The sequence below is a fragment of the Bosea vaviloviae genome (assembly GCF_001741865.1).
Classification (GTDB): domain Bacteria; phylum Pseudomonadota; class Alphaproteobacteria; order Rhizobiales; family Beijerinckiaceae; genus Allobosea; species Allobosea vaviloviae.
This window is the reverse complement of record NZ_CP017148.1, coordinates 133,939-155,610: the sequence shown is the minus strand read 5'-3', so window position 1 is coordinate 155,610 and position 21,672 is coordinate 133,939. Positions and strand designations below refer to the sequence as shown.

Below are 21,672 nucleotides of genomic sequence, written 5' to 3'. Positions count from 1 at the left end.
GGTCGGAGTGCTTCAAAATCCGAAGTGAATGAGGGCGTCGCCCTTCGGGCCGGGCTGTTGGCTGCGCCGAAGCCCCGAAGCCGGGTCTTCTCCCTTGCGGGCGGCCATCCCTGACGCGAGCCGGGCGAGTGCCGTCCGAGGAAGGGAAGGCGGGGATTCATGCTGGGTTCGCTGCGACGGTGGATTGAGGGGCGAAGGCAAATCCGCCGGAGATGGCAGGCAGACGCGCTTCGTCTGGTGCAGCATGACGAACCTGGCGCGTACTACGAGGCGCAGCGCCTGGCCGCTCGGGCCCGCGCTTCAGGTCAAGCCCGGGAGTTCATCCATTGGACGATTGTGTTGAAGAAGTCGGCGCCGGGTCGGCTATCGACCGAGGCTGGGTGGCTTTGTGACAGAGGCCTTTGCCCTTATGCGGCCAGGGGCGGCGCTCCCACCGGCATCAGCTTCGCCATTTTCCTGAGGTTCTGGGCGGTGGCTGCGAGGAGGAACTCGTCGCGGGCACCGCATGGTCCTCGCAGTCTCAAGCGGTCGAGTTTGAGGATGCGCTTCAGGTGCGCAAACAGCATCTCGACCTTCTTCCGTTCGCGTCGCGAGGTGACGTAGGCATCGGTGGCGGCGATGTCGCGCGCCATGTCGCGGGCGCCCTCGTGGATGGAGCGCAGAAGCTTGCGGGCAGGTTCTTTCGGACAGCAGCGCGGCTTCAGGGAACAGGCATCGCAGTCGCGCTTGATCGCCCTGTAGCGCATCAGGCCTTCACGATCGACGCCGTCGCGCGGCACCGCGAAGGGGCGGCGGAACTGCCGAAGCTCCTTGCCGCCCGGGCAGATGTAGAGATCGCGATCATGATCATAGGCGAAGTCGGACCGGCTGAAGGTGCCGTCCCGGCGCTGGGATTTGTCGAACACGGGAACATGCGGCTCGATCCCGCGCTCGTGCACCAGCCAGGCGAGATTCTCGGCTGAGCCATAGGCTGCGTCCGCGACCAGCTTCTCGGGCCAGGTGCCGAACCTGTCCTGCGTGCGCTCGATCATGGTCCGCGCGGCGCCGACCTCGGCCTGCCGCACGGCCGTCGTCGCCTCGACGTCCATGATGACGGCGTGCTTGAGGTCGATCAGATAGTTCGTCGCATAGGCGAAGAAGGCCTGCCCGCCATGGGCGGCGGTCCAGCGCGCGGCAGGGTCGGCTGGCGAGATGAACTTGGGCACGACCGGCGTCGCCGCGCCGAAGGCGGCATCGTCCAGCACGGCCAGATACTCGCGCACCGCATGGTTGGCGGCCTCGGGAGGCAATCCATTCTTGCCGGGCACGCCGTTCTGGCGATTGGCATCGGCCTTGATCAGGCTGGCGTCGACCGCAAATCCCTCGCCACCGACCAGCCCTTCCGCCATGCAGCGTCGAACCGTCGTCTCGAAGACCTCGCGCAGCAGATCGCTGTCGCGGAAGCGACCGTGCCGGTTCTTCGAGAAGGTGGAATGGTCGGGCACATCGCCCTCCAGACCGAGCCGGCAGAGATGGAGTAGGCGGGCGGTCGCGCCAGGGCGAGAGTGCGCAACGCGGCCTGAATCGCAACAGCTGCCATGGAGAGGGTGATGGACTATTTCGCTGGTCTGGATGTGTCCCTGGACACCGTGAACGTCTGCATCGTCAACGACACGGGCGACGTCCTGCTCGAACGGAAGATCGAAGCTGAGCCAGCGGTCATCGCGGATCTGCTGACGCGGTTCGGTCATCCGTTCAAGCGCGTCGGCCTGGAAGCGGGTCCAACATCATCATGGCTTCACAGCGCGCTACGAGAGGCCGGATATCCCGCGATCTGTCTCGAATGCCGCCATGTGAAGGCGGGCCTCAGTGCGATGAGGAACAAAACCGATCGCAACGACGCGCGTGGCATCGCCCATCTTCTCCGCCTGGGATGGTTCAGACAGGTCCACATCAAAAGCGACGAAGCGCAACAAGTGCGCATGGCGCTCGTCAGTCGTCAGCAGCTCTTGAACAAGACGCACGATATCGAGAACGTAGTACGCGGTTCGCTGAAGGTGTTCGGGCTTCGGATCGGGATTGTCACGCGGAGAGCCTTCGAGGAGCGCGTCCTGGAACTCGTCGCCGATCATCCAATCCTGCTCGCGATCACGGAGCCTATGCTGCGCGTTCGGCAAACGATGATCGAGGCGTTCGAAGGGCTGGACCGTATGTGCCGGCAGTTGGCGCGACGAGATACTGTCTGCCGCCGATTGATGACGATACCCGGCGTCGGAGTGGTTGTGGCGCTGACCTATCGTGCGGGCGTCGACGCGCCCGAGCGCTTCTCCAGGTCAAGAGATGTCGGCGCGCACTTTGGCCTGACGCCGAGGCGCTACAACTCCGGGCAGACCGATTTCGACGGTCGTATCAGCCGCTGTGGCGACGAGATGGTCCGCACCGCTCTCTATCAGGCAGCTCACGTGCTTTTCCATCACGGTCCCTGGTCATCTTTGAGGTCTTGGGCCATGCGGCTGGCGAAGCGCGGCAGCGTGAAGGTCGCGAAGGTTGCTCTCGCACGCAGGCTCGCTGTCATCATGCACCGCATGTGGACCGATGGCACCGAGTTCCGTTGGTCGGCGACGCCCGGATCGGCCGCTGCGTAGTGAGGAGAGCCACGTAGCGATCGACCTTCATAGTTCCGTCGCCGCGGCGGAGAAGAGCGCCCGGGAGGGTGCGAGGGTCGGACGAGCACGCATCGCTGGTTGCGATGGTTCGGCATATGCCGATCTAATCGCGAGGCAGAGCTAGGCCGTTCGATCCTTCTCAACCCATCCTGTCCGCCGACGCAGCCAGCGTCGAGCACGCAAAGAAGCCTGAACTCGTCCGGGCGCTTCCGATCCGCAGTGACAACATGAAAACGGAGTTGACACATGCCCGCCTAAAGAAACCAGCGATAGGCGAGGTTCAGATGGACCTCGTCGCAAAGCCTGCGCTCGGAGCGGATGCCCAAGCAGTAGCCGACGATCAGCATCCGGATCATCAGCTCGGGATCGATCGAGGGACGGCCGGTGTCGCTGTAGTAGGGACGCAGATGCGCACGGATGCCGGACAGATCAATGAGCCGGTCGATCGAGCGCAGCAGGTGATTGGCCGGGACATGCCGCTCAAGGCTGAACTCGTAGAACAGGGCCTCCTGCGCAACCGTCCGCTCGCCCATCATCGCGCCGCCCTCCGCCCAAGGACGACTGAATCAGAACCTCAAGCTCGCAGCAACACCGACTTCTTCAACAAAATCGGACCAAAGCGGCCGCTGAAGTGGCGAGGATCTCGCCGCACGCGCACATGGATCTCGCCGTCGTCCAGGCGATCGTCGATGACGAGATGCGGCGTGGAAGGGCTTCTCGCAGCCGCGACGCCTGAACGGGCCGCTGCGGAGACATTGCTCCGGCAACGCACGGAAGCCGTCCTCTCGACCTGAGGCACTGAGCGGGACGGGACGGGTTCCGGTGCGGCAGTGTGGTTCAACGTCCGAGAAAAGAGCGTGCGAGAGGGCGCAGACCTCCTTCGGAGCAAGCCCGACCCCGCTCTCCATGGATGGCTTTCCTGGTCCTCCGCCCGGCCTTCCACGATCAACCCGCAAGGGGTCGGCTATGCGCAGCATGCCGCCGCTGCGGCTTCGCCTGCGCGGTGATCGCGGCCGGTTGAGGACACTGACGGACGCCATCGAGCGGGGATCGGCCTCGCTCCAAGATGGAGCCCTCAAATGTCGCACGATCTTTCCCTCGCCCAGTCCCACGCGTTCCAGCTCGCCCGCACCCTGATGGTCCCGGTCACGCTGTTCGAGGTCGATGGAGAGTTCGGCGTGATGCCGAGCGACGAACTCGACGACGCCGATGTGGTCGTCGTCCATGAATACGACCCCTACCAGTTCGGCCCGGCTCATTGAGCCGGGTTCGCCCTAACGGGCGGGTGCCGCTCGCGAGCGGGCGGCCGCAAGGGAAGCTGCGCCGCGGCTGGCTCGCCGTGCTGCAAATTTCGTCAGTGGCCAGCCGCGCCCTTGCCGCCTTCGCTCTTCGCGGCGCCCAGGCGGATGTTCCCCAGATGCAAGGGAAAGCAACGTAATCAGGAAAGGCCGGCCGGGCCGCTGAAGAGGCGGCCCGCGGAGAAAACATGGAGAGGAATGAAGTTGAAGAGCTGAGAGATCGCGTTGCCTGCGCAGCCGTGCTGGAGAAGGCAGGCTTCGCGATCGATCTGAAAGAGAGCACGCGCCGGGCGGTCAAATACCGCCGGGGCGACGCCATCGTCATCGTGATCCACGAGGGCCGGGGATGGTTTGATCCCCTCTCGGATGCGAAGGGCGATGTGTACACCCTCGTCGCGCACCTCGACGGCGTCGGATTCGCCGAGTGCCTCGACCGCGTCGCGGAACTGGTGGGGTTCGTCCCCTCCGAGCCTGTCTGGACACGATCGGCGCGCGAGCACGATTACGATCTTGCGGTCTCCGAGCGTTGGCGTCGCCGCCGCAAGCCGTGGCCCGCATCTCTGACCTGGCGATACCTCCATGACGAGCGCGGCCTCTCCGAGACGGTCCTCCAGGCTGCGATCCGGCGCGGCCGGCTGCGCGAGGGACCGCGCGGCAGCATGTGGGCGGCCCATCTCGACGATGCGGACATGGTCACAGGTTGGGAGGAACGCGGCCCGGACTGGCGCGGATTTGCGACCGGAGGCGCGAAGGTTCTGTTCCGCTTCGGTCCTGTCGATGCCCGGCGCCTCTGCGTGACCGAGGCGGCGATCGATGCCTTGAGCCTCGCGGGGATCGAGGAGATGCGGCCGGACAGCCTGTTCCTCAGCACCGGCGGAGGCTGGGCGCCATCGACCGAGGCGGCGATCCGGGCGCTCGCGGCGCGGGAGAACACCCTGCTCGTCGCGGCCACCGACAACAATGCGCAAGGCGAGAATTATGCCGCGCGCCTGATGGTGATCGCCGCAGAAGCCTCCTGCAGCTTCGTGCGCCTCCGCCCGATCGCGGAGGACTGGAACGAGGATCTCCGCGCGCGGGCAAAGAGAAAGGAGGGAGAAAAAGGGAAACCTAGCTGCCGCATGCCCGCCGGCCGCCTCAAGGGTGACGCTTCGCCCGCGTGCCGCGGCCCTTGACCCGGCCGGGCGGAGAGGCGGCCGCGGGAGAGGGGTCAGAAGGGCTGAAAGTGACGGCGACATCGAGAGGATGAGCCGAGCTCCAGCCCGACGAGGCTGAAGGAGCCCGCCATGACCCTCTCGACCCCGATCCGCAAGATCTATCAGGGCGTCGCCGACCGGCGCCAGCTGTTCCGCATGTTCGATCGTCACGCCCAGCGCCCGAACCGCGGGCAGGTCGATGCCGGCCCGCTCTATGCGGGTGAGTGGTTCGAAATCGCTCAGCCCGAGCATGACTACATGCTCGAGATCCTGCCGCCGCTCTGGATGCGACAGGACATGTTCGCCATGCGCGAGCGCCTGACGGGCTCGATCACCAGCATCTTCTTCTCCCTGACGATCGACGGCCGCTCCAGGTGGTTCCATGGCTACTGCGATCTGTCGGACCCCGCCTCTCTCGATCGGATGAAGACCGCGATCATCGAGCGTGAATCCCGCCCGGTGAAGGCGATGACGCGCGAGGAGCGGCTCGAGCACATCTGGAGCGCTACCCATGACGACTATCGGGGCTACGCCGATTGGCGTTTCCCCCAGCTACGGCGGGGCAGCCGGATCGTCATGATCTGTGCGCCGGGGAAAAGCCGCGACTTCAAGCTGCTGGACAAGCTCACCGATACGGAGATCGCCGCGAAGCTGCCGGTGCATCTGCGCTATCTCCCGGACGCCATCGCGGCCTGATGGGAGGCGGCGATGTTCACCTTTTCCGTGACCGATGTCCGCGCCGTCATCGCGCGTGGACGAATCGACGCTTTCCTCAACGGCGGTTTCCGCAATCCCCATTACGGCCTCGCCCCCGGTAAGGACGAAAAGCCCGGCCTCTGGCTGGTCGGCGACGAGGGCGTCTACATCCTATCCAACGGCAAGCTCGCCGAGGGGCAGCGTCCCCTCGTCGTCTATGCCGAGGAATGCGATCCGAAGACCAATCCGGACTACTGGCACTACAAGCGCCAGCATTTCGGCGGCGATGACGGCATCAATTTTCTCGACGCTGTCGAGCTCGTGAAGCTGATCACGGCCTTTCCCGAAGCCACGCATCTGTCGATCGAGATGACCGACACCAGCATGTCGTTCAGCCTGATCCGCCGCTGATCCGGCGGGCCGACTACCCGTTCCTCCCAACATTCCCGCGATCATCGCTCCCGCCGGCCAGCGTCCGGCGGGCCGATAGCGCGCGCCTTCAACGCAAGGAGATGTTCCGATGGCGCATGACGATTCCTTCACCCTCGATCTCTTCGGCAACACGGCCCTGTCCTCGGGGCTTGGCCTCGGCATCACGGCGTTTCCAGCCGGATCCAACGACAATCCGGACCATGACAATCCGCCGCCATCGACGCCGGCGCCAGCGATGCCAGCCAGGATATCCGAACGGCCGACGGTGACGCAGCCCCGGAGCCGCGGGCAGGATTTCCACCTCGTCGGCGATCGCGGCCTGGCCCGGGGCTGGAAGCCGCGGGCGCGCGACAGCATCGCGGCGATCCGGCTGGCGGCCGAGATCGAGTGCCTGGGGCGGCCGGCCAAGCGGGAAGAGCAGGCGCGGCTGATCCGCTTCACCGGCTTCGGCGCCTCCGAGCTCGCCAATGGCGTGTTCCGCCGGCCCGGCGAGGCCGATTTCGCGCAGGGCTGGGGTGAGATCGGCGCTGCACTGCAGGATGCAGTGGACGACGCGGATTATGCTTCGTTGGCCCGCTGCACGCAGTACGCCCATTTCACTCCGGAGTTCATCGTGCGGGCGATCTGGGCCGGATTGCTGCGCTTCGGCTGGCGCGGCGGCCGCGTGCTTGAGCCAGGCATCGGCACGGGGCTCTTTCCGGTGTTGATGCCCGAGGATCTGCGCGAGATCTCGCACGTCACCGGCGTCGAGCTCGATCCCGTCTCGGCGCGGATCGCGAGGCTGCTCCGGCCGCGCGCCCGGATCATCGCCGGCGACTTCGCGCGCACCGATCTGCCGGCGCGGTTCGATCTCGCCATCGGCAATCCTCCCTTCTCCGATCGAACCGTGCGTTCGGACCGTGCCTTCCGATCGCTCAGTCTGCGCTTGCATGACTACTTCATCGTGAAGGCGATCGACCGGCTGAAGCCCGGCGGGCTTGCCGCCTTCGCGACCAGTCACGGCACGATGGACAAGGTGGACGCCACCGCACGCGAGCAGATCGCGACGATGGCCAACCTTGTCGCGGCGATCCGGCTGCCAGAAGGCAGCTTCCGCGCCGATGCCGGGACGGACGTCGGGGTCGACATCCTTTTTTTTCGGAAGCGCAGGCGCGATGAGCCGGAGGGCGATGTCTCCTGGCTCGATCTCGAAGAGGTCCGGCCGGCGACGGAGGACGAGGGCGCGATCCGCATCAATCGCTGGTTCGCGCGCCATCCCGGCATGGTGCTCGGAACCCATGCCCTGACCTCCGGACCGTTCGGCGAGACTTATACCTGCCTGCCGAATGACGGCGAGGATCTCGACGCCAGGTTGACCGCCGCCATCAACCTTCTCCCGGAAGGCCTCTATGACGGCGCGCCGGAGGCGATCGACCTCGACGGCGACGATGTGCCGATCGTCCACGAGCGCCCCGACGACAGGCATGTCCGCGAGGGCAGCTATGTCCTCGACAATCGACAGGGCCTCATGCAGATCCTCGACGGGAACCCGGTCGCTGTCACGGTGCGGAAGGGCCGCAGCGCCGACGGCGTTCCGGAAAAACATGTCCGGATCATCCAGAAGCTGATCCCGATCCGCGATGCGGTCCGCGAGGTGCTCAAATGCCAGGAACTCGACCGCCCTTGGAAGGATGCGCAGGTCCGCTTACGCATCGCCTGGTCGAATTTCGTCAGGGCCTACGGGCCGATCAACACCACGGTCGTCTCGACCACGGAAGACCCGGAAACCGGCGAGGTCCGTGAGACGCATCGCCGCCCGAACCTCCAGCCGTTCATCGACGACCCGGACTGCTGGCTGGTCGCGTCGATCGAGGACTACGACCTCGAATCCGACACGGCGAGGCCGGGTCCGATCTTCACCGAGCGGGTTATCGCCCCGCCGGCGCCGCCCGTCATCACGAGCGCCACGGACGCGCTCGCCGTCGTGCTCAACGAGCGCGGCCATGTCGATCCCGACCACATCGCCGAGCTGCTGCATCGTGACGCGGACGACGTCATCGCCGAGCTCGGCAGCGCCATTTTCCGCGATCCGGCCGAGGGCCCCTGGCAGGCGGCCGACGCCTATCTTTCCGGTGCGGTTCGCTCGAAGCTCGCGGTCGCTCAAGCCGCCGCGGCCCTCGAGCCTGCCTATGAGCGCAATGTCACGGCGTTGCAGGGCGTGCAGCCAGTCGATCTGCGGCCCTCCGACATCACCGCCCGGCTCGGCGCGCCCTGGATTCCCGCTGCCGACATTGTCGCCTTCATCAAGGAGGCAATGGGCGCCGAGATCCGGATCCATCATATGCCGGAACTGGCCTCATGGACGGTCGAGGCCCGTCAGCTCGGCTGGATGGCTGCCGGCACGTCGGAATGGGGCACCGGGCGCCGTCACGCCGGCGAACTGCTCGGCGATGCGCTGAACAGCCGCGTGCCCCAGATCTTCGACACCGTCGAGGACGACGGCAAGGAACGTCGCGTTCTGAACGTCGTCGACACCGAGGCGGCGAAGGAGAAGCTGCAGAAGATCAAGGCCGCTTTCCAGACCTGGATCTGGTCCGATTCCGACCGGACCGACCGGCTGGTGCGCGTCTATAACGACCGCTTCAACAACATCGTGCCGCGCGCCTTCGACGGCTCGCACCTGAAGCTGCCGGGAGCCTCTGGCGCCTTCGTTCTGTATGGGCATCAGAAGCGCGGCATCTGGCGCATCATCGCCTCGGGCGCGACCTATCTCGCCCATGCCGTCGGCGCCGGCAAGACGATGACTTTTGTCGCCGCCATCATGGAGCAGCGTCGGCTCGGCCTGATCGCCAAGGCCATGCTGGTCGTTCCCGGCCATTGCCTCGCGCAAGCCGCGCGCGAGTTCCTGGCGCTCTATCCGAACGCCCGCATCCTCGTCGCCGACGAGACCAATTTCACCAAGGACAAGCGCGCCAGATTCCTGTCGCGCGCCGCGACCGCGACCTGGGACGCGATCATCATCACGCACAGCGCTTTCCGATTCATCGGCGTGCCCTCCGCCTTCGAGCAGCAGATGATTCAGGATGAGCTGGAACTCTACGAGCAGCTCCTGACCAGGGTCGAAAGCGACGACCGCGTCTCGCGCAAGCGCCTCGAGCGGCTGAAGGAGGGATTGAAGGAGCGCCTCGAGGCGCTCGCGACCCGTAAGGACGACCTCCTCACCATTTCCGAGATCGGCGTCGACCAGATCATCGTCGATGAAGCGCAGGAGTTCCGCAAGCTCTCCTTCGCCACGAACATGTCGACCTTGAAGGGCGTCGATCCGTCAGGCTCGCAGCGCGCCTGGGATCTCTATGTGAAGTCCCGCTTCATTGAGACGAGGAACCCGGGCCGGGCGCTGGTGTTGGCTTCCGGCACGCCGATCACCAACACGCTCGGCGAGATGTTCTCGGTGCAGCGCTATCTCGGCTACGAGGCCCTGTCTCAGCGCGGTCTGCATGAGTTCGACGCCTGGGCGGCGACCTTCGGCGACGTCTCGACCGAGCTCGAGCTCCAACCGTCGGGCAAGTACAAGCCGGTCACGCGCTTCGCCACCTTCGTCAACGTGCCGGAACTGATCGCCATGTTCCGGTCCTTCGCCGACGTGGTGACGCCGGAGGATCTGCGGCAGTACGTCAAGGTTCCGGCGATCTCGACCGGTCGGCGCCAGATCCTGACGGCCAAGCCGACGCCGGCATTCAAGCTCTACCAGGTCCAGCTCGGCGAGCGCATCAAGGCGATCGAGATGCGCGACCGGCCCCCGGAGCCGGGCGACGACATCCTGCTCTCGGTCATCACCGATGGCCGCCACGCGGCGATCGACCTGCGGCTGGTCGATCCGGACAATTACAACGAGCCGGACAACAAGCTCAACGACCTGATCGCGAACGCCTTCCGCATCTGGCAGGAGACGGCCGGCAAGAGCTATGTCCGGCCGGACGGAAAGCCCTTCGAGCTGCCCGGTGCCGCGCAGATGATCTTCTCCGACCTCGGCACGATCAGTGTCGAGAAGAGCAGGGGGTTTTCTGCCTATCGCTGGATTCGGGACGAGTTGGTCCGACTCGGCGTGCCGGCGTGCGAAATCGCCTTCATGCAGGACTTCAGGAAGTCGGAGGCGAAGCAGCGGCTGTTCGGCGATGTCCGCGCCGGCAAGGTCCGCTTCCTGATCGGGAGCTCGGATACGATGGGCACGGGCGTCAATGCCCAGCTCCGCCTGAAGGCGCTCCACCACCTCGATGTTCCCTGGCTGCCGTCTCAAATCGAGCAGCGCGAGGGCCGCATCGTGCGCCAGGGCAACCAGCATGACGAGGTCTTTATCTTCGCCTACGCGACCGAAGGCAGCCTCGATGCCACGATGTGGCAGAACAACGAGCGGAAGGCCCGCTTCATTGCGGCAGCACTTTCGGGCGACACCTCGATCCGGCGGCTGGAGGACCTCGGCGAGGGCCAGGCAAACCAGTTCGCGATGGCGAAGGCGATCGCGTCGGGTGATCAGCGCCTGATGCAGAAGGCCGGGCTGGAGGCCGACATCGCACGGCTCGAGCGTTTGCGCGCGGCCCATATCGACGATCAGCATGCCGTTCGCCGGCAGATCCGCGACGCCGAACGCGAGATCGAGCTGTCCGCCCGGCGCATTGGTGAGATCGGACAGGATATCGAGCGACTCGTGCCTACCGCCGGCGACGCCTTCGCCATGACCGTGACGGGTAAGACCTACGCCGAGCGCAAGGAGGCGGGCCGCGCGCTGATGAAGGAGATCCTGACTCTGGTGCAGCTCCAGCAGCAGGGCGAGAGCGTCATCGCCTTGATTGGTGGCTTCGACTTTGAATATTCCGGCGAACGGTTCGGACGTGACGGCTATCGCTACAACACCATGCTGATGCGCACTGGAGCCGACTTCGAGATCGAGCTTCCGGTCACGGTGACGCCGCTCGGCGCGATCGCGCGCCTCGAACATGCGCTCGGGGATTTCGAGGGCGAGCGGGAGCGCTATCGCCAGCGTCTGGCCGATGCCCGGCGCCGCCTTGCTTCCTATCAGTCGCGCGATGGTGGGGAATTCGCCTTCGCAGGCGAACTTTCCGAGAAGCGGCAGCAGCTTGCCGATGTGGAAAAGGCCCTTGCGGCCGACGTTGATCCGCGAACTGTTGAGGACCCGATCGGACAGCGGGCAGCAGCATAGTGTCTAAGTTTGGCGACAAATCGCCGGCGCTGATTGTTTAGGGAAATTTCTGTCGCGAAAGTCAGGTGCAAAAGTCAAACTTGTGCGACAGACTTTCGCGGCACGTCGCGGCCCCCCGATTCCGGGCCGCTGCGCACGGTCGCGGAAGGGGTTGAATCCTACGCTAAGCAAAAGCCCGCTGAGCAGCGTGATACTGCGAAGTCCACCCATCAGAAGGGATTGTCAGCTCGCTCAAGGTCGGGCTCGATAGGCGCGCCCCGTTCAACGCCCTCGCTCAGGTAGGCTAGCTCGCCATTCGACCAAATGTCGCCTCCTTGACCTGTTAAGCGGGAACGAAAGCTAAGCCCTCGGTAGGGCGTTCTCACAATGAGGCTTGCGATAAGGCCAGGCCAGGCCAGGCGGCAGTCGACGATACCTCACCGACCAAATACTCCAACGCGGCGTACACAACAGCGTCGCCGCGCTCGAGAAAGACGTAAGTAACTGGGTCACCCAAACCATTCGTCTGGACCAAAGCCGCCGACGAAATCCTCAACTCACTCGCCACATATATCCAACGAATCTCTGGCGCAGGAAACTAGAGCTCCTTGAGTGCCGTTGCAGTCTCGGAGAGGATTTCGTCGGACAGGCCCCCTTCGCCGATTGCTCGTGCCATGGCAAGGGCACCAACCAGTGCGCTGAGTACCAAGCAGGCGCGACGTCGATCACCAGCGGCGTCCGTACCCGGCGTCAACCCGGCCAGAAGCTCGAGGTACTGCTCGATCTGGCGTCCGTAGGCCGAGCGGGTTCGATCATCCGCGCGCGAAATGTCCTCGGCCAACCCGGCCACTGCGCATCCGGCCTCAGGGTGGGCGCGGTGGGCTGGACTGAGGTAGTCGTCGACGATCGCTTCGAGCGCCCGTCTGCCACCTTGGCCGGACGCAGCCACGGTCCGCGCACTTCCCTGAGCCAAGGCGTGTTCCACCGCGGCGCCGACCAGTTCATCTCGGGATTCGAAATGACGATAGAAGCCGCCGTGCGTCAGGCCGGCTTCCCGCATCAGCTCCGCTACTCCGACACCGTTTATGCCACTGCGGCGCATTCGAGCCGCAGCGATGTCGACGATTCGATCGTGGCTTGCCGCCTTGTCAGCTTTCGAACTACCCATGAATGAACCTCCGGCCCCGATGCGACACCAGTTACATCCTGGTGAGTTTGGTAACGATCCAGTTCAGGCGAACGTACGCCAAGGCTCCCCCATCCAGGGGGGCTTGGTGTCATTGGGTGTCGGTGCTGAGATTGCCGAGGTGATGACCGAGGCGTGCCTCGAAGTCAGGACCCACTTCGCCACGCTTTTGCGCGATTCGGGCTCCCCGCTCTTGGACAGTCGGCCAAGAGAACGCGTTGAGGAAAGCGTCCTGTGTCTGCATCAGGTCCTCAGCGGAGGGCAGAGTTTTACGGTTGATCAACCGCTTGGCCTCGGCGAGCGCAGGCTTGTCGAACGACGCGATGCGCCGAGCGAGGTTGTCGACGAAGGCGTCGAGCTCATCATCGGGGAGTGCGCGGTTCACCCACCCGTAGTTCGCTGCCGTTGCTGCGTCGAAATCGTCACTGCCGAGGACGATTTCGAGCGCCCTGGCCCGTCCGACGAGTAGGGGTAGGCGCTCGGTTCCGCCACCGCCCGGGAAGACGCCTGCCCCGACTTCGATCTGAGCGAAGATGGCTCGCTCCAGGCTGGCAAAACGCATATCACACGCCAGAGCAATCTCAGAACCCCCGCCGCGAGTGCGACCCCGAATCGACGCGATGGTCACGACCGGGGAGGTGGTCAACCGTGTCGTGGCATCGATGAACGTCGGCAGACCAGTCGGCCCCGGCGTCAGGGGAAAATCGGTAACCCGCGAGACGTCGTAGTGATTGACGAAGAAGTCCGGGTCAGCGCTATCGAACACGACCACCCGCAAGGTGTCATCGGACTCGATGAGACCGACGATCTGCTGCAGCTCGATGAGGGTCTCCGGATCGCACAGGTTAATCGGCGGATTGTTGAAGGTCACCCGCCAGTATCCCGGCGCTGCCTCGTTGATCGTGAACTGGGTCAGTGGAGCACTCATCCGAAAGATTCCTTCGTTCTAGGGCGCCGAGCACCGGAGGTGTCGAGGTGTGCAGACCATCTGGTCGACAACAATGAGGATGACAGTCATCATCCTCATTGTCAACGACGCGACCGCATCGAGGCTATCGGCAACCGCTACGGGCGGCTGGGGAAGCGGAACCGCTCAAAAGGCCGATGCTTGTTCCTTCCACTCCCGCAACGGCCGCCGACAACTTTCTTCCCTGCCGGCTGCGCCGTCATTCCTCCCGCAAGCCACGAAAGCCGCTCCTGGCCGCTCTCCACGCTGTTCCGCCCCTAAGGACCACCACATTGCGCAAGCGCAACGGGGACCCGGGCGGGGTGCGGTCCGATCGTCTGTCGCAAAACCACGCAGCATTTGGCCCTATCGCGAGAGGCGGTTCTCGTCGTCGACCAAAATGAGACGGGCCGGAGGTCTGTCGGCCCACCTCCAGAGCACGAGGTTCAGATCGTCGAGGCTCGCGCCCGTGGCAAAGCTTCGAACGAGCAGGCCGCTATAGCCCGCGCCAATCAGGCGCCGGGCGAGATTTTGCGTCTTCGCTTCCCCGGTTGCCCTCATCTCGTCTCGCCATGTCGGGTCCGCGAGAGCGGCGGCATCCATGCCTTCGGCGGCGAGCGTTGTCTCGTCGCGACAATCGAACACGGCTTCGATTTGCGCCTCATAGGCGACGAGCGTCGTCGGCTGCAGGTTGCCGACCTGGTTGGATTCCCTCAGCGCCGTCATAATCGACAGGGAGGTGTAGAGCGCCGGCACACCCTTCGGATTGAACCGGCCGCCATAGAGTTCGGCGCCGCGCCCCGACAGCGGTTCACGCGCGTAGATCGGGTTGAGAGCTCGATAGAGTTTTCCGTCGTAGCGGAGCGGCACGGTCAGGCGTGCACGCCGGCGTCGACCGCGTCGATATAGTCGAGCACGTCATCGGCCCGGCCGCCGCGAACCAGTTGCATAGCCGTCTGGCCGGAGAAGCCGGACAGCGGTTCGGAGCGATACCAGGCATAGGCCATCAACGCGGAGCCGAAGCGCGGCTCGACCTTGTTGATGATCTCGATCATCTCGCGCAGGCGCCGCTGAGTCTTGTCCGAGCGGATCCTGTCCTTGCGCTGGATTGCGTCCTTGCCGAGCCCGGCCGTGCGGGCGATCTCCTCGCTCGTCGTTCGCAAGGCTTCCGCGATCCTGCGTGGGGCGAAGACGCCGTCATCAGCATATTGGGCGACGCCCATGGCTCAGATCTCCATCTCTCTGTGCCGATCATTCTGACGCAATATAGTGTCAGAAATAGCGGAATTCAACAGAGGGAGGAGAGGAGGGAATAGCCCGCTCGCAGATCGGCCGATCCGGCAGCGCTGACGCTCAACCGCGGCCTGCGGCGATCCCGGCCCGTCGTCCCGCGCAGGGCTAGATGCCCTGCTTGTCCGGCCGGGCAGGGATGCTCGGTCGCAGTTGTGCCGGCCCGCCCGCTCCGCGCGCCGAGGGGGGTCTTCGGGAAGAAGACGAAAAATGGACTCAGCGAGAGCCTGAGTCCGCAACCCCCAGATGGAGCAGTCCCATGCATCTCATGAAGGTCGATCCGCGCGCGCTGAAGGAGAACCCCGACCGTTCGCGCCAGACCAAGTCCACGGCGCAGGCCGATGCCCTGCTGCTGGCGACGATCAGGGCCGTCGGCATCGTCCAGCCGCCGGTCGTCGCGCCGCAAACCGATGGCGGCAACGGCTTCATCATTGATCGCGGCCACCGTCGCGTGAAGCAGGCGATCGCCGCCGGCCTCGATGAGATCGAGGTCCTCGTCGACGAGGCGGCCAACGATAATGGCGCGATGCGCTCCATGGTGGAGAATATCGCGCGTGAGCAGCTCAATCCGGTCGACCAGTGGCGCGCTATCGAACGCCTCGTCGCGCTCGGCTGGACCGAGGAGGCGATCGCCGTCGCGCTCGCGCTGCCGGTGCGCCAGATCAAGAAGCTCAGGCTGCTGGCCAACGTCCTGCCCGCCATGCTCGACCACATGGCGAAGGGCGACATGCCGAACGAGCAGCAGCTGCGCACCATCGCGGCGGCTGACCTCGAGGAGCAGAAGGAGGTCTGGAAGGTCCAGAAGCCGAAGAAGGGCGATCCGCAGGTCTCGTGGTTTGCCGTTGCCAATGGGCTGTCGAAGAAGCGCATGTATGCGCGCGACGCCAGCTTCGGCGAGGATCTCGCGCAGGCCTACAGCATCCAGTGGGTCGAGGACCTGTTCGCGCCGGCGGACGAAGACTCGCGCTACACCACCCATGTCGAGGGCTTCCTGGGGGCTCAGCAGGAATGGATGACCAGTAACCTCCCCAAGCGCGGCATCATCGCCGACGTGAACAATTGGGGCCAGGTCGCGCTGCCGCCCAAGGCCGAACGCGTCTACGGCAAGCCTGGCAAGACCGACCGCACGGCGATGTACCTCGACCGCGAGGGCAAGGTGCAGACGATTCATTTCCGTTTGCCCGAGCCGAAGAAGTCGAAGGACGGCAAGGCTGACGAAGGCGGCGATGAGACCGCGCTCGTCGCGAGGCCGCGTCCGGAGGTGACGCGCAAGGGCGTCGAGATGATCGGCGATCTGCGTACCGACGCGCTGCACGAGGCGCTGGCGCGTGCGCCGATCGAGGATGATACGCTGATGGCGCTGCTCGTCCTCGCTCTCGCCGGGCGGAACATCTCGATCCAGTCCGGCGCGTCCAGCGACGTCCATGGTTTCGCCCGCATGGAGCGGCATGCCGTGCGGCTCGTCGGCGAGAAAGGCCAGCTCGCCTTCGATATGGATGCGCTGCGGTCCGCCGGGCGCTCGGCGCTGATCGATGCCTTGTCGGCGCGTGAGAACCGCACCGATAGCGGTATCGTCGCCCGCATCGTCGGCGAGGCGGTCGGAGCGGTCAATTTCCTGCCGAACATGGCGACGGAGGACTTCCTCTCTTGCTTGTCGCGCGCGGCGCTCGAGCGCTCCTGCAAGGACACCTCCGTGCTGCCGCGGCAGAAGGTGAAGGACACGCGCGCCGCGCTCGTCGAGCATTTCAAGGAGGGGCGGTGGGTCCATGCCGCCGCTCTCTTCGCGCCTGACGAGGCCAAGCTCGCCGAGTGGCTCCGCAAGAGCGCTGACGTCGAACTCGATGACGACGGCGATGCCGTTGACCAGTCCAATTCGCTGGCCGACGCGGAGGAGCTCGACGCCGACGACCAGCCCTATCAGGTCGCGGCCGAGTAGGCGGCCTCCCGCTACTCCCGATCGACCTTCCGCCGCCGGTCTTTCCGGCGGCGGTTTCGTTTCCACGACCTTTCGAAGGAGGACACCATGTCCGCGCAACCGATCTACGACCTCGCCCCGCTGGGCTCGATCATCCGCTTCTCCGACGGCACGGCGCAGCCGCCGCAGCGCCATCGCAACAAGCTCGCAGCCTGGGAGAACCGCAACAGCGGCGGGCGACTGATCCGCAAGGAGCCGCGGCGCCAGACGGGCAATGTCACCATCCCCGCCGCCTTCACGCTCCATATCGGCGACTATGGTGCGGCCGGCATCGGCGTGCTGCGTGTCCACCGCACATTCTCGGTCGATAGCGATCTTAGCTTCGTCGTCGTCGAGCGCCCTGCCGTCGGTGCGATCCGTATCCTCAGCCGCGCGGGCGACCGTAGCGAGCTCGTGCATGTCGCGATGGATCGGGCCGCCGCCGCGGCATGGCTGACGTCTCACGGCTATCGCGATGCGGTGCTCGAGGAAGTCACCGCGGACGAGGCTTCAGCTGGGAGGGCGGCGGCATGAGCACGTCCCCAAATACCGCGCTCCCGTGCGATTTCCCGGAGGTTGCCTTCGGACGCAGCATCGAGGGGTTCGCTGTCGCCCGTGTCGGCGACAACGCCTTCGCCATCGTGCCGACCCACGGCGGCCGGCACTATCTCGCCACCGGCTGGCGTATCGGCCGGCCGATCGGAGAATGGACCCGCTCGGACTTCTACGGCCATTCCGGCGAGCTTGCCGACGAGGCGGCCTTCCAGGCAAGGGTCGTCGAAAATGCGGAGCACCAGCGTGAGAAGCGCGCGCTCGGTCGCCGGGAGATCCGCTCGGCCGCGAACACACCCTGGGGCCCTTCGCAGGGCGCTGCGCTCTATGACGAGGGCGTGGTCTCCCATTCGACGGCGGGCCATGGTGGATTTCATCTGTTCGGCGAGCGCAACCGCATGGTCCATCCCATGCTCCGCGCCGAGGGTGGCTGGTACGAGGAAGATGCGGCCTGGGCGATCGTCGCGATCACATTCCCGCATTTGTTTACCGGCTTCGAGCGCCGCTGCGCCGAGCGGACGATCAAGGATAGTTGGCCCGATGCCTGGGAGGCGATCTTCGGCATGGTGCTTCAGCCCGGCGAATCCTTCGAGAAGGATCGCCGTGCCTTCGAGCTGGAGCATGTCGACGACTGGATCGTCATCTCGGCGATCATCTCCGATCATGAGCCAGGGTTTGTCGAGGTCGTCGCCACGCCCGGCGGCAGGCGAGGGGCCGGGACCGAGGAGCGCCGCTTCCTCGTGCAGGCAGCCGAGTATCGGGTGGGCCGCTTCGGCTTCGTCATCGATGACGTTCGCCACCGCGTCTATGCCGGCCCATCGAGCTTCGTCGGCTGGCAGCAGAGAACAGCGTCATGACGCCTCCTCGCGAGCGGGGCTCCCAACTCTGCCGGATGGAGGAGGCGCGGCGCCAGACACAGCGTCAGCTCGACCTGATCGACCGCCAGATCATCCGCCGCATGACGACACTGATCCCGCTGCTCGTGCCCAAGCGCATCGGCTATCGCCGCGGCAAGCCGCCGGATCCCGGCGCCTTCCTCGAACGATACCGTTCGAATCTCGCCGCGATCACAGCCGAGCGCCAGCCGGAGATCGACGCGCTGTCGCGCAAGCTCGCCCGTCAGGACGCCGCCATCGCGGCGCTCCGGGCCAAGAGGCCGCCGGAGCGGGCGACAACCTGACCGATTCCTCCGCGCCGAAACGTGGTCGCGATAAGGCGACGCGAGTGGAAGCCGCCCGCAAAGGAGATCACCATGCCGTTGTTCACGGTCGAGACCACCTATCATCTGCCCGTTTACCGCCAGCGCATCTACGACGCGCCTTCCGCCGAGGCGGCTTGCCGCCTCGCCATCGCGGACGAGGGCTGGGGAGACGGTCAGGAGGACGTCGATACCTCCGGTGAGACCTACGTCACCGATATCTGGGAAGGCGGCGAAGCCGATGCTGGGCCGGCGATCCCGGTCCCGAAATGCTTCGGCGAGCTGGTTCAGCGCAAGGCCGATCTGTTCGATGCCCTGCTCGCCCTGCTGAAGGAGCCTGCGCAGCCGATGGGACTGTCGCGCCACGACTTCGAGAGATGGCTGCCGCGTGCACTCGCCGCGATCGGAAGTGCCGACGCCATCACGGCCGGCAACGAGGTGCAACGGGAGCGGAGTTGAGCTAGCCTTCCCCCATCACAGGAGTCCGGCCATGGACGAGACGACGCGCGCCGCGTTCGAGCGGCTTCTGGACATCGCCCGCAGCGACACCGGGCAGTCGCGCCGCGTTGCCGATTTCATCCTCGCCTGGTGGAACGCGACCGACCTCGGCGGTTTCGACATCGCCGATGTCTTCGCGGTCGACATGGCCATCGGCCAGGACATGGCGCGGGTCTTCTCCTGGATCGCTGGTCGAGTGGATGCCGAATATCCGGGCAGCTACCGACCCGAGATCGAGGACGTCATCCGGCTATGGCGGCCGGATGTCTGGGCGCGCTCGAAAGAGACCGTCTGACCGACGCTGGTTTCCGGTGGCGAACCTCCATCGCAATGGAGGCCGCGTGCATCGGCTTCCTGCTTACCCGTCGCTTGTCGGCTGACCGTCGTCCTGCTGCGGTCGAGATCCGGTCGTCGTTGGCGGCGCGGCCGCCGGAGATCGCGCGACATGTCTCCGGCGCAGGCCGATCACAGCCCGCGTGCCATGTCGAGCCCTGGGGCGACCTGCCGATGAGCGGCGGCCGGTCTCATGTGGCCCTTTCCTGCGGCGACATCTCCGGCTTGGGGAGCTGGCCCTGCCGGTCCCCCCTCGGGTCTGGCTGCGGTCGTAAACCGGCGGCCGGCCGCTTCAAGGCCGCGTTCCGCGCCGCGAGGCGGCCGGAACCGCCAGGCTCGGCAGGGCGGGCCTGCGTTCCGCGCGAGGGCTTGAACGCCCTGCTTGTCCGCAAGCCCGCCCCGCTCGCTCCGGCGGCCCCGGACCCTGAAGCGCCCACCTTTCGCCGGTTTGTCCCGACCGCGCCCGAGGGAGGGCCGGCAGGGGCTGGTCCGGATCCTCGGCAGAAACCCCAGGAAAGGATCCTCACATGGCCAAGACCGTTGCCGCTCCCCGCCAGACCGCGCGCGTTGTCCCGCTCCGCAAGGGCACCACCCTCGAAATGATCCGGCTCTGCTGCCCGGATGCCGGCCAGGCCACGCTCATCGCCGAGAGCTTCGGCCTCACCATCCTCGACAGCGACGGCATCCGCGAACGCCACGAGAAGCTGATCGTCGAGACCGCCGATGGGCTCAGCGAAGGGCTCGGAGAGCGGGCTATGCAGATCCATCTGCAGCGCATCGTCGGCGCCTATGTCGGCTCCGCCCACGGCGCCGGCCAGTTCTATAGCCGCGCCGTCACCGAAGCTCGCGACCTGACTGCCAAGGCCGCCTGCGATGCCCGCGACGAGGACCTCGATGGCCCGGTCGGCTTCGACGGGGCCGCCCAGCGCAAGCGCGAGTTTGCCGCTGACATGGCGCTGCAGTCCCATGCGCTCCTTATGGCGGCCGAGGGCGCCGTCGCCGCCTATGAGCAGGTCGTCGGCGAGCGCTGGAGGCCCTTCGAGCGACCGGTCGAGAATCCCGGGCGGAGCATCGACCGCAAGGCGGCCGACCTCCAGATGGCGGCTCTCGGTTGAGCCGCTACGGGCGAGGCGATGCCTCGCCCGTCTTCACGTCAACGACTGCGACAGGCCGGTCTCTCGCGAGGCCGACCGTTTTGTCGTGCAGTTATCTCACCCGGCCGGCTCGCGCGCTGAGCGGAAATTTCGCCGGATCGTTATTCCACGGATCGAAGACGAGCGCGCCGGATGGCCGCGCATCCTTCACGTTGCGCGTGACCAGGTAGAGATCATGCTCGATCGCCGTAGCAGCGAGCATCGTGTCGATCACCGGTGGTGGATGTCCGGCCGCGCGCTTCACCTCGCCGGCGAGACGACCCCACCGCCGCACAATCTCGTCGGTGAGCGACAGGACGCGCTCACCGAACCGCACTTCCAGCGCATCGCGCGCCGCGATGTATCGAGGCCGGTCGGCGTGATCGTCCGCAAGGTTGTGGATGCCCTTGTCGTATTCGGCGAGTGTGAGAACGCTGATGTGGAAGAAGCTCTCGTCCTGCGCTGCCGCCCAGGACTTCACGGACGGCGCTCCCTGCGGATTGATCAGCGCGGCGACGACATTGGTGTCCAGCAGCCAGCCCTTCAAAGTTCGACGTCCCGTCCGCGATCCAACTCGCGCTCCAGATTGAGCCCGCCAAGATGAAGGCTTTCCATGAACTCGACGAACGGCGCCCGCGGCTTCTCCGGCACAAGGCGCTCGAACTCCTCGACGCTCATCACGACGACAGCGTCGTGCCCGCGCACGGTCACGCGTTGCGGCCCGTCCTCGCGCGCATGCCGCACCACCTCGCTGAACCGCGCCTTGGCGTCTTCGAGCTTCCACCGTCCCACCGGGGTCCGGCGTCCGGCTCGCTTCGCCGTCTTCAGGTTCGCCTGCTTGGCCATCGTCTCACACCTAGTCAGATGGTCAGATATCTAGCACGGCGCGGGGGGGGCCGCCAGATCGCGGACGAGCCGGACCAGAAAATGATGGAAAAGCGCCCACACGGTCCGCCCCGGCTGTCGGCCCTGCCGGGACCGGCGGGCTGCGCAACGGCTTCGCCGTCCTCCACTGCCGTTCCGGCCCTAAGGACCACCCCATTGCGCAAGCGCAACGGGACCCCGGTGGGTGCGCATCCCGCCTGAACGCCCCGGCGACGGACCTCCGTGACGGCCGCGATGGGCGCGGCCTCCGAAACGGA

19 protein-coding genes and 2 pseudogenes are annotated in these 21,672 nt (G+C 65.8%); 13 read left to right on the top strand and 8 right to left on the bottom strand.

Annotated elements, in window-relative coordinates:
* Positions 1-407 precede the first annotated feature (407 nt).
* Positions 408-1,508, bottom strand: a pseudogene (locus BHK69_RS30315) (transposase); the annotation flags it as partial.
* An 81-nt stretch (positions 1,509-1,589) separates the two neighbouring features.
* Between BHK69_RS30315 and BHK69_RS30310 the strand changes: the two are divergent.
* Positions 1,590-2,624 carry an IS110 family RNA-guided transposase gene (locus BHK69_RS30310; protein ID WP_069694194.1) on the top strand — a complete coding sequence of 345 codons (1,035 nt, stop codon included), beginning with the start codon at positions 1,590-1,592 and terminating at the stop codon, positions 2,622-2,624.
* A 281-nt stretch (positions 2,625-2,905) separates the two neighbouring features.
* Here BHK69_RS30310 and BHK69_RS30305 read toward each other — a convergent pair.
* A pseudogene (locus BHK69_RS30305) lies at positions 2,906-3,181 on the bottom strand (transposase); the annotation flags it as partial.
* 543 nt (positions 3,182-3,724) lie between these two features.
* Between BHK69_RS30305 and BHK69_RS30300 the strand changes: the two are divergent.
* The 5 genes from BHK69_RS30300 to BHK69_RS30280 all read left to right on the top strand — a co-directional run bounded on the left by BHK69_RS30300 (position 3,725) and on the right by BHK69_RS30280 (position 11,461).
* Positions 3,725-3,907, top strand: a complete 183-nt coding sequence (locus tag BHK69_RS30300; protein ID WP_069694193.1) for a hypothetical protein — start codon at positions 3,725-3,727, stop codon at positions 3,905-3,907.
* Positions 3,908-4,131: 224 nt separating this feature from the next.
* Positions 4,132-5,115 (top strand): DUF3991 domain-containing protein, encoded by a 984-nt coding sequence (locus tag BHK69_RS30295; RefSeq protein WP_148663734.1) that lies wholly within the window; start codon positions 4,132-4,134, stop codon positions 5,113-5,115.
* A gap of 111 nt (positions 5,116-5,226) precedes the next feature.
* Entirely contained in the window at positions 5,227-5,832 is a 606-nt protein-coding gene (locus BHK69_RS30290) for a DUF1419 domain-containing protein (protein ID WP_069694192.1), read from the top strand.
* A 12-nt stretch (positions 5,833-5,844) separates the two neighbouring features.
* Positions 5,845-6,243: a DUF3085 domain-containing protein gene (locus BHK69_RS30285; RefSeq protein ID WP_069694191.1), complete on the top strand. Its 399-nt coding sequence runs from the start codon at positions 5,845-5,847 to the stop codon at positions 6,241-6,243.
* 109 nt (positions 6,244-6,352) lie between these two features.
* A complete protein-coding gene (locus tag BHK69_RS30280) occupies positions 6,353-11,461 on the top strand; it encodes a helicase-like domain-containing protein (RefSeq protein WP_069694190.1) in 5,109 nt (1,702 codons plus the stop codon).
* A 577-nt stretch (positions 11,462-12,038) separates the two neighbouring features.
* Here the strand turns inward: BHK69_RS30280 and BHK69_RS30275 are convergent.
* The 4 genes from BHK69_RS30275 to BHK69_RS30260 all read right to left on the bottom strand — a co-directional run bounded on the left by BHK69_RS30275 (position 12,039) and on the right by BHK69_RS30260 (position 14,795).
* Positions 12,039-12,608, bottom strand: coding sequence for a TetR/AcrR family transcriptional regulator (locus BHK69_RS30275; protein ID WP_083269944.1), 570 nt, complete (start codon positions 12,606-12,608; stop codon positions 12,039-12,041).
* A 109-nt stretch (positions 12,609-12,717) separates the two neighbouring features.
* Complete coding sequence (locus BHK69_RS30270; protein WP_069694189.1) at positions 12,718-13,554, bottom strand: enoyl-CoA hydratase/isomerase family protein; 837 nt, start codon at positions 13,552-13,554, stop codon at positions 12,718-12,720.
* Positions 13,555-13,938: 384 nt separating this feature from the next.
* On the bottom strand, positions 13,939-14,442 hold the full coding sequence (locus BHK69_RS30265) for an RES family NAD+ phosphorylase (protein ID WP_069694188.1): 504 nt from the start codon (positions 14,440-14,442) through the stop codon (positions 13,939-13,941).
* Between the two features lie 2 nt (positions 14,443-14,444).
* Positions 14,445-14,795 (bottom strand): antitoxin Xre/MbcA/ParS toxin-binding domain-containing protein, encoded by a 351-nt coding sequence (locus tag BHK69_RS30260; protein WP_069694187.1) that lies wholly within the window; start codon positions 14,793-14,795, stop codon positions 14,445-14,447.
* A gap of 326 nt (positions 14,796-15,121) precedes the next feature.
* Here BHK69_RS30260 and BHK69_RS30255 point away from each other — a divergent pair, with 326 nt between their 5' ends.
* From BHK69_RS30255 to BHK69_RS30225, 7 genes are all read left to right on the top strand, one after another.
* Positions 15,122-16,798: a ParB/RepB/Spo0J family partition protein gene (locus BHK69_RS30255; protein ID WP_069694186.1), complete on the top strand. Its 1,677-nt coding sequence runs from the start codon at positions 15,122-15,124 to the stop codon at positions 16,796-16,798.
* A gap of 87 nt (positions 16,799-16,885) precedes the next feature.
* Positions 16,886-17,350 (top strand): UCP036055 family protein, encoded by a 465-nt coding sequence (locus BHK69_RS30250; RefSeq protein WP_069694185.1) that lies wholly within the window; start codon positions 16,886-16,888, stop codon positions 17,348-17,350.
* Positions 17,347-18,225, top strand: a complete 879-nt coding sequence (locus BHK69_RS30245; RefSeq protein WP_069694184.1) for a DUF7007 domain-containing protein — start codon at positions 17,347-17,349, stop codon at positions 18,223-18,225. Before BHK69_RS30250 ends, BHK69_RS30245 begins: the two co-directional genes overlap by 4 nt.
* On the top strand, positions 18,222-18,548 hold the full coding sequence (locus tag BHK69_RS30240) for a hypothetical protein (RefSeq protein ID WP_069694183.1): 327 nt from the start codon (positions 18,222-18,224) through the stop codon (positions 18,546-18,548). Before BHK69_RS30245 ends, BHK69_RS30240 begins: the two co-directional genes overlap by 4 nt.
* Before the next feature lie 72 nt (positions 18,549-18,620).
* Positions 18,621-19,025: a hypothetical protein gene (locus tag BHK69_RS30235; protein WP_069694182.1), complete on the top strand. Its 405-nt coding sequence runs from the start codon at positions 18,621-18,623 to the stop codon at positions 19,023-19,025.
* Between the two features lie 31 nt (positions 19,026-19,056).
* Positions 19,057-19,359: a DUF7673 family protein gene (locus BHK69_RS30230; protein WP_069694181.1), complete on the top strand. Its 303-nt coding sequence runs from the start codon at positions 19,057-19,059 to the stop codon at positions 19,357-19,359.
* Between the two features lie 565 nt (positions 19,360-19,924).
* The gene (locus tag BHK69_RS30225; protein ID WP_069694180.1) at positions 19,925-20,512 is read left to right on the top strand and encodes a hypothetical protein; all 588 of its coding nucleotides are present in this window, start codon (positions 19,925-19,927) and stop codon (positions 20,510-20,512) included.
* A gap of 91 nt (positions 20,513-20,603) precedes the next feature.
* Here BHK69_RS30225 and BHK69_RS30220 read toward each other — a convergent pair whose 3' ends face one another.
* Complete coding sequence (locus BHK69_RS30220) at positions 20,604-21,077, bottom strand: type II toxin-antitoxin system VapC family toxin (RefSeq protein WP_069694179.1); 474 nt, start codon at positions 21,075-21,077, stop codon at positions 20,604-20,606.
* A complete protein-coding gene (locus BHK69_RS30215; RefSeq protein WP_069694178.1) occupies positions 21,074-21,376 on the bottom strand; it encodes a type II toxin-antitoxin system Phd/YefM family antitoxin in 303 nt (100 codons plus the stop codon). The genes BHK69_RS30220 and BHK69_RS30215 overlap by 4 nt, the downstream gene beginning before the upstream one ends.
* Positions 21,377-21,672: the final 296 nt, after the last annotated feature.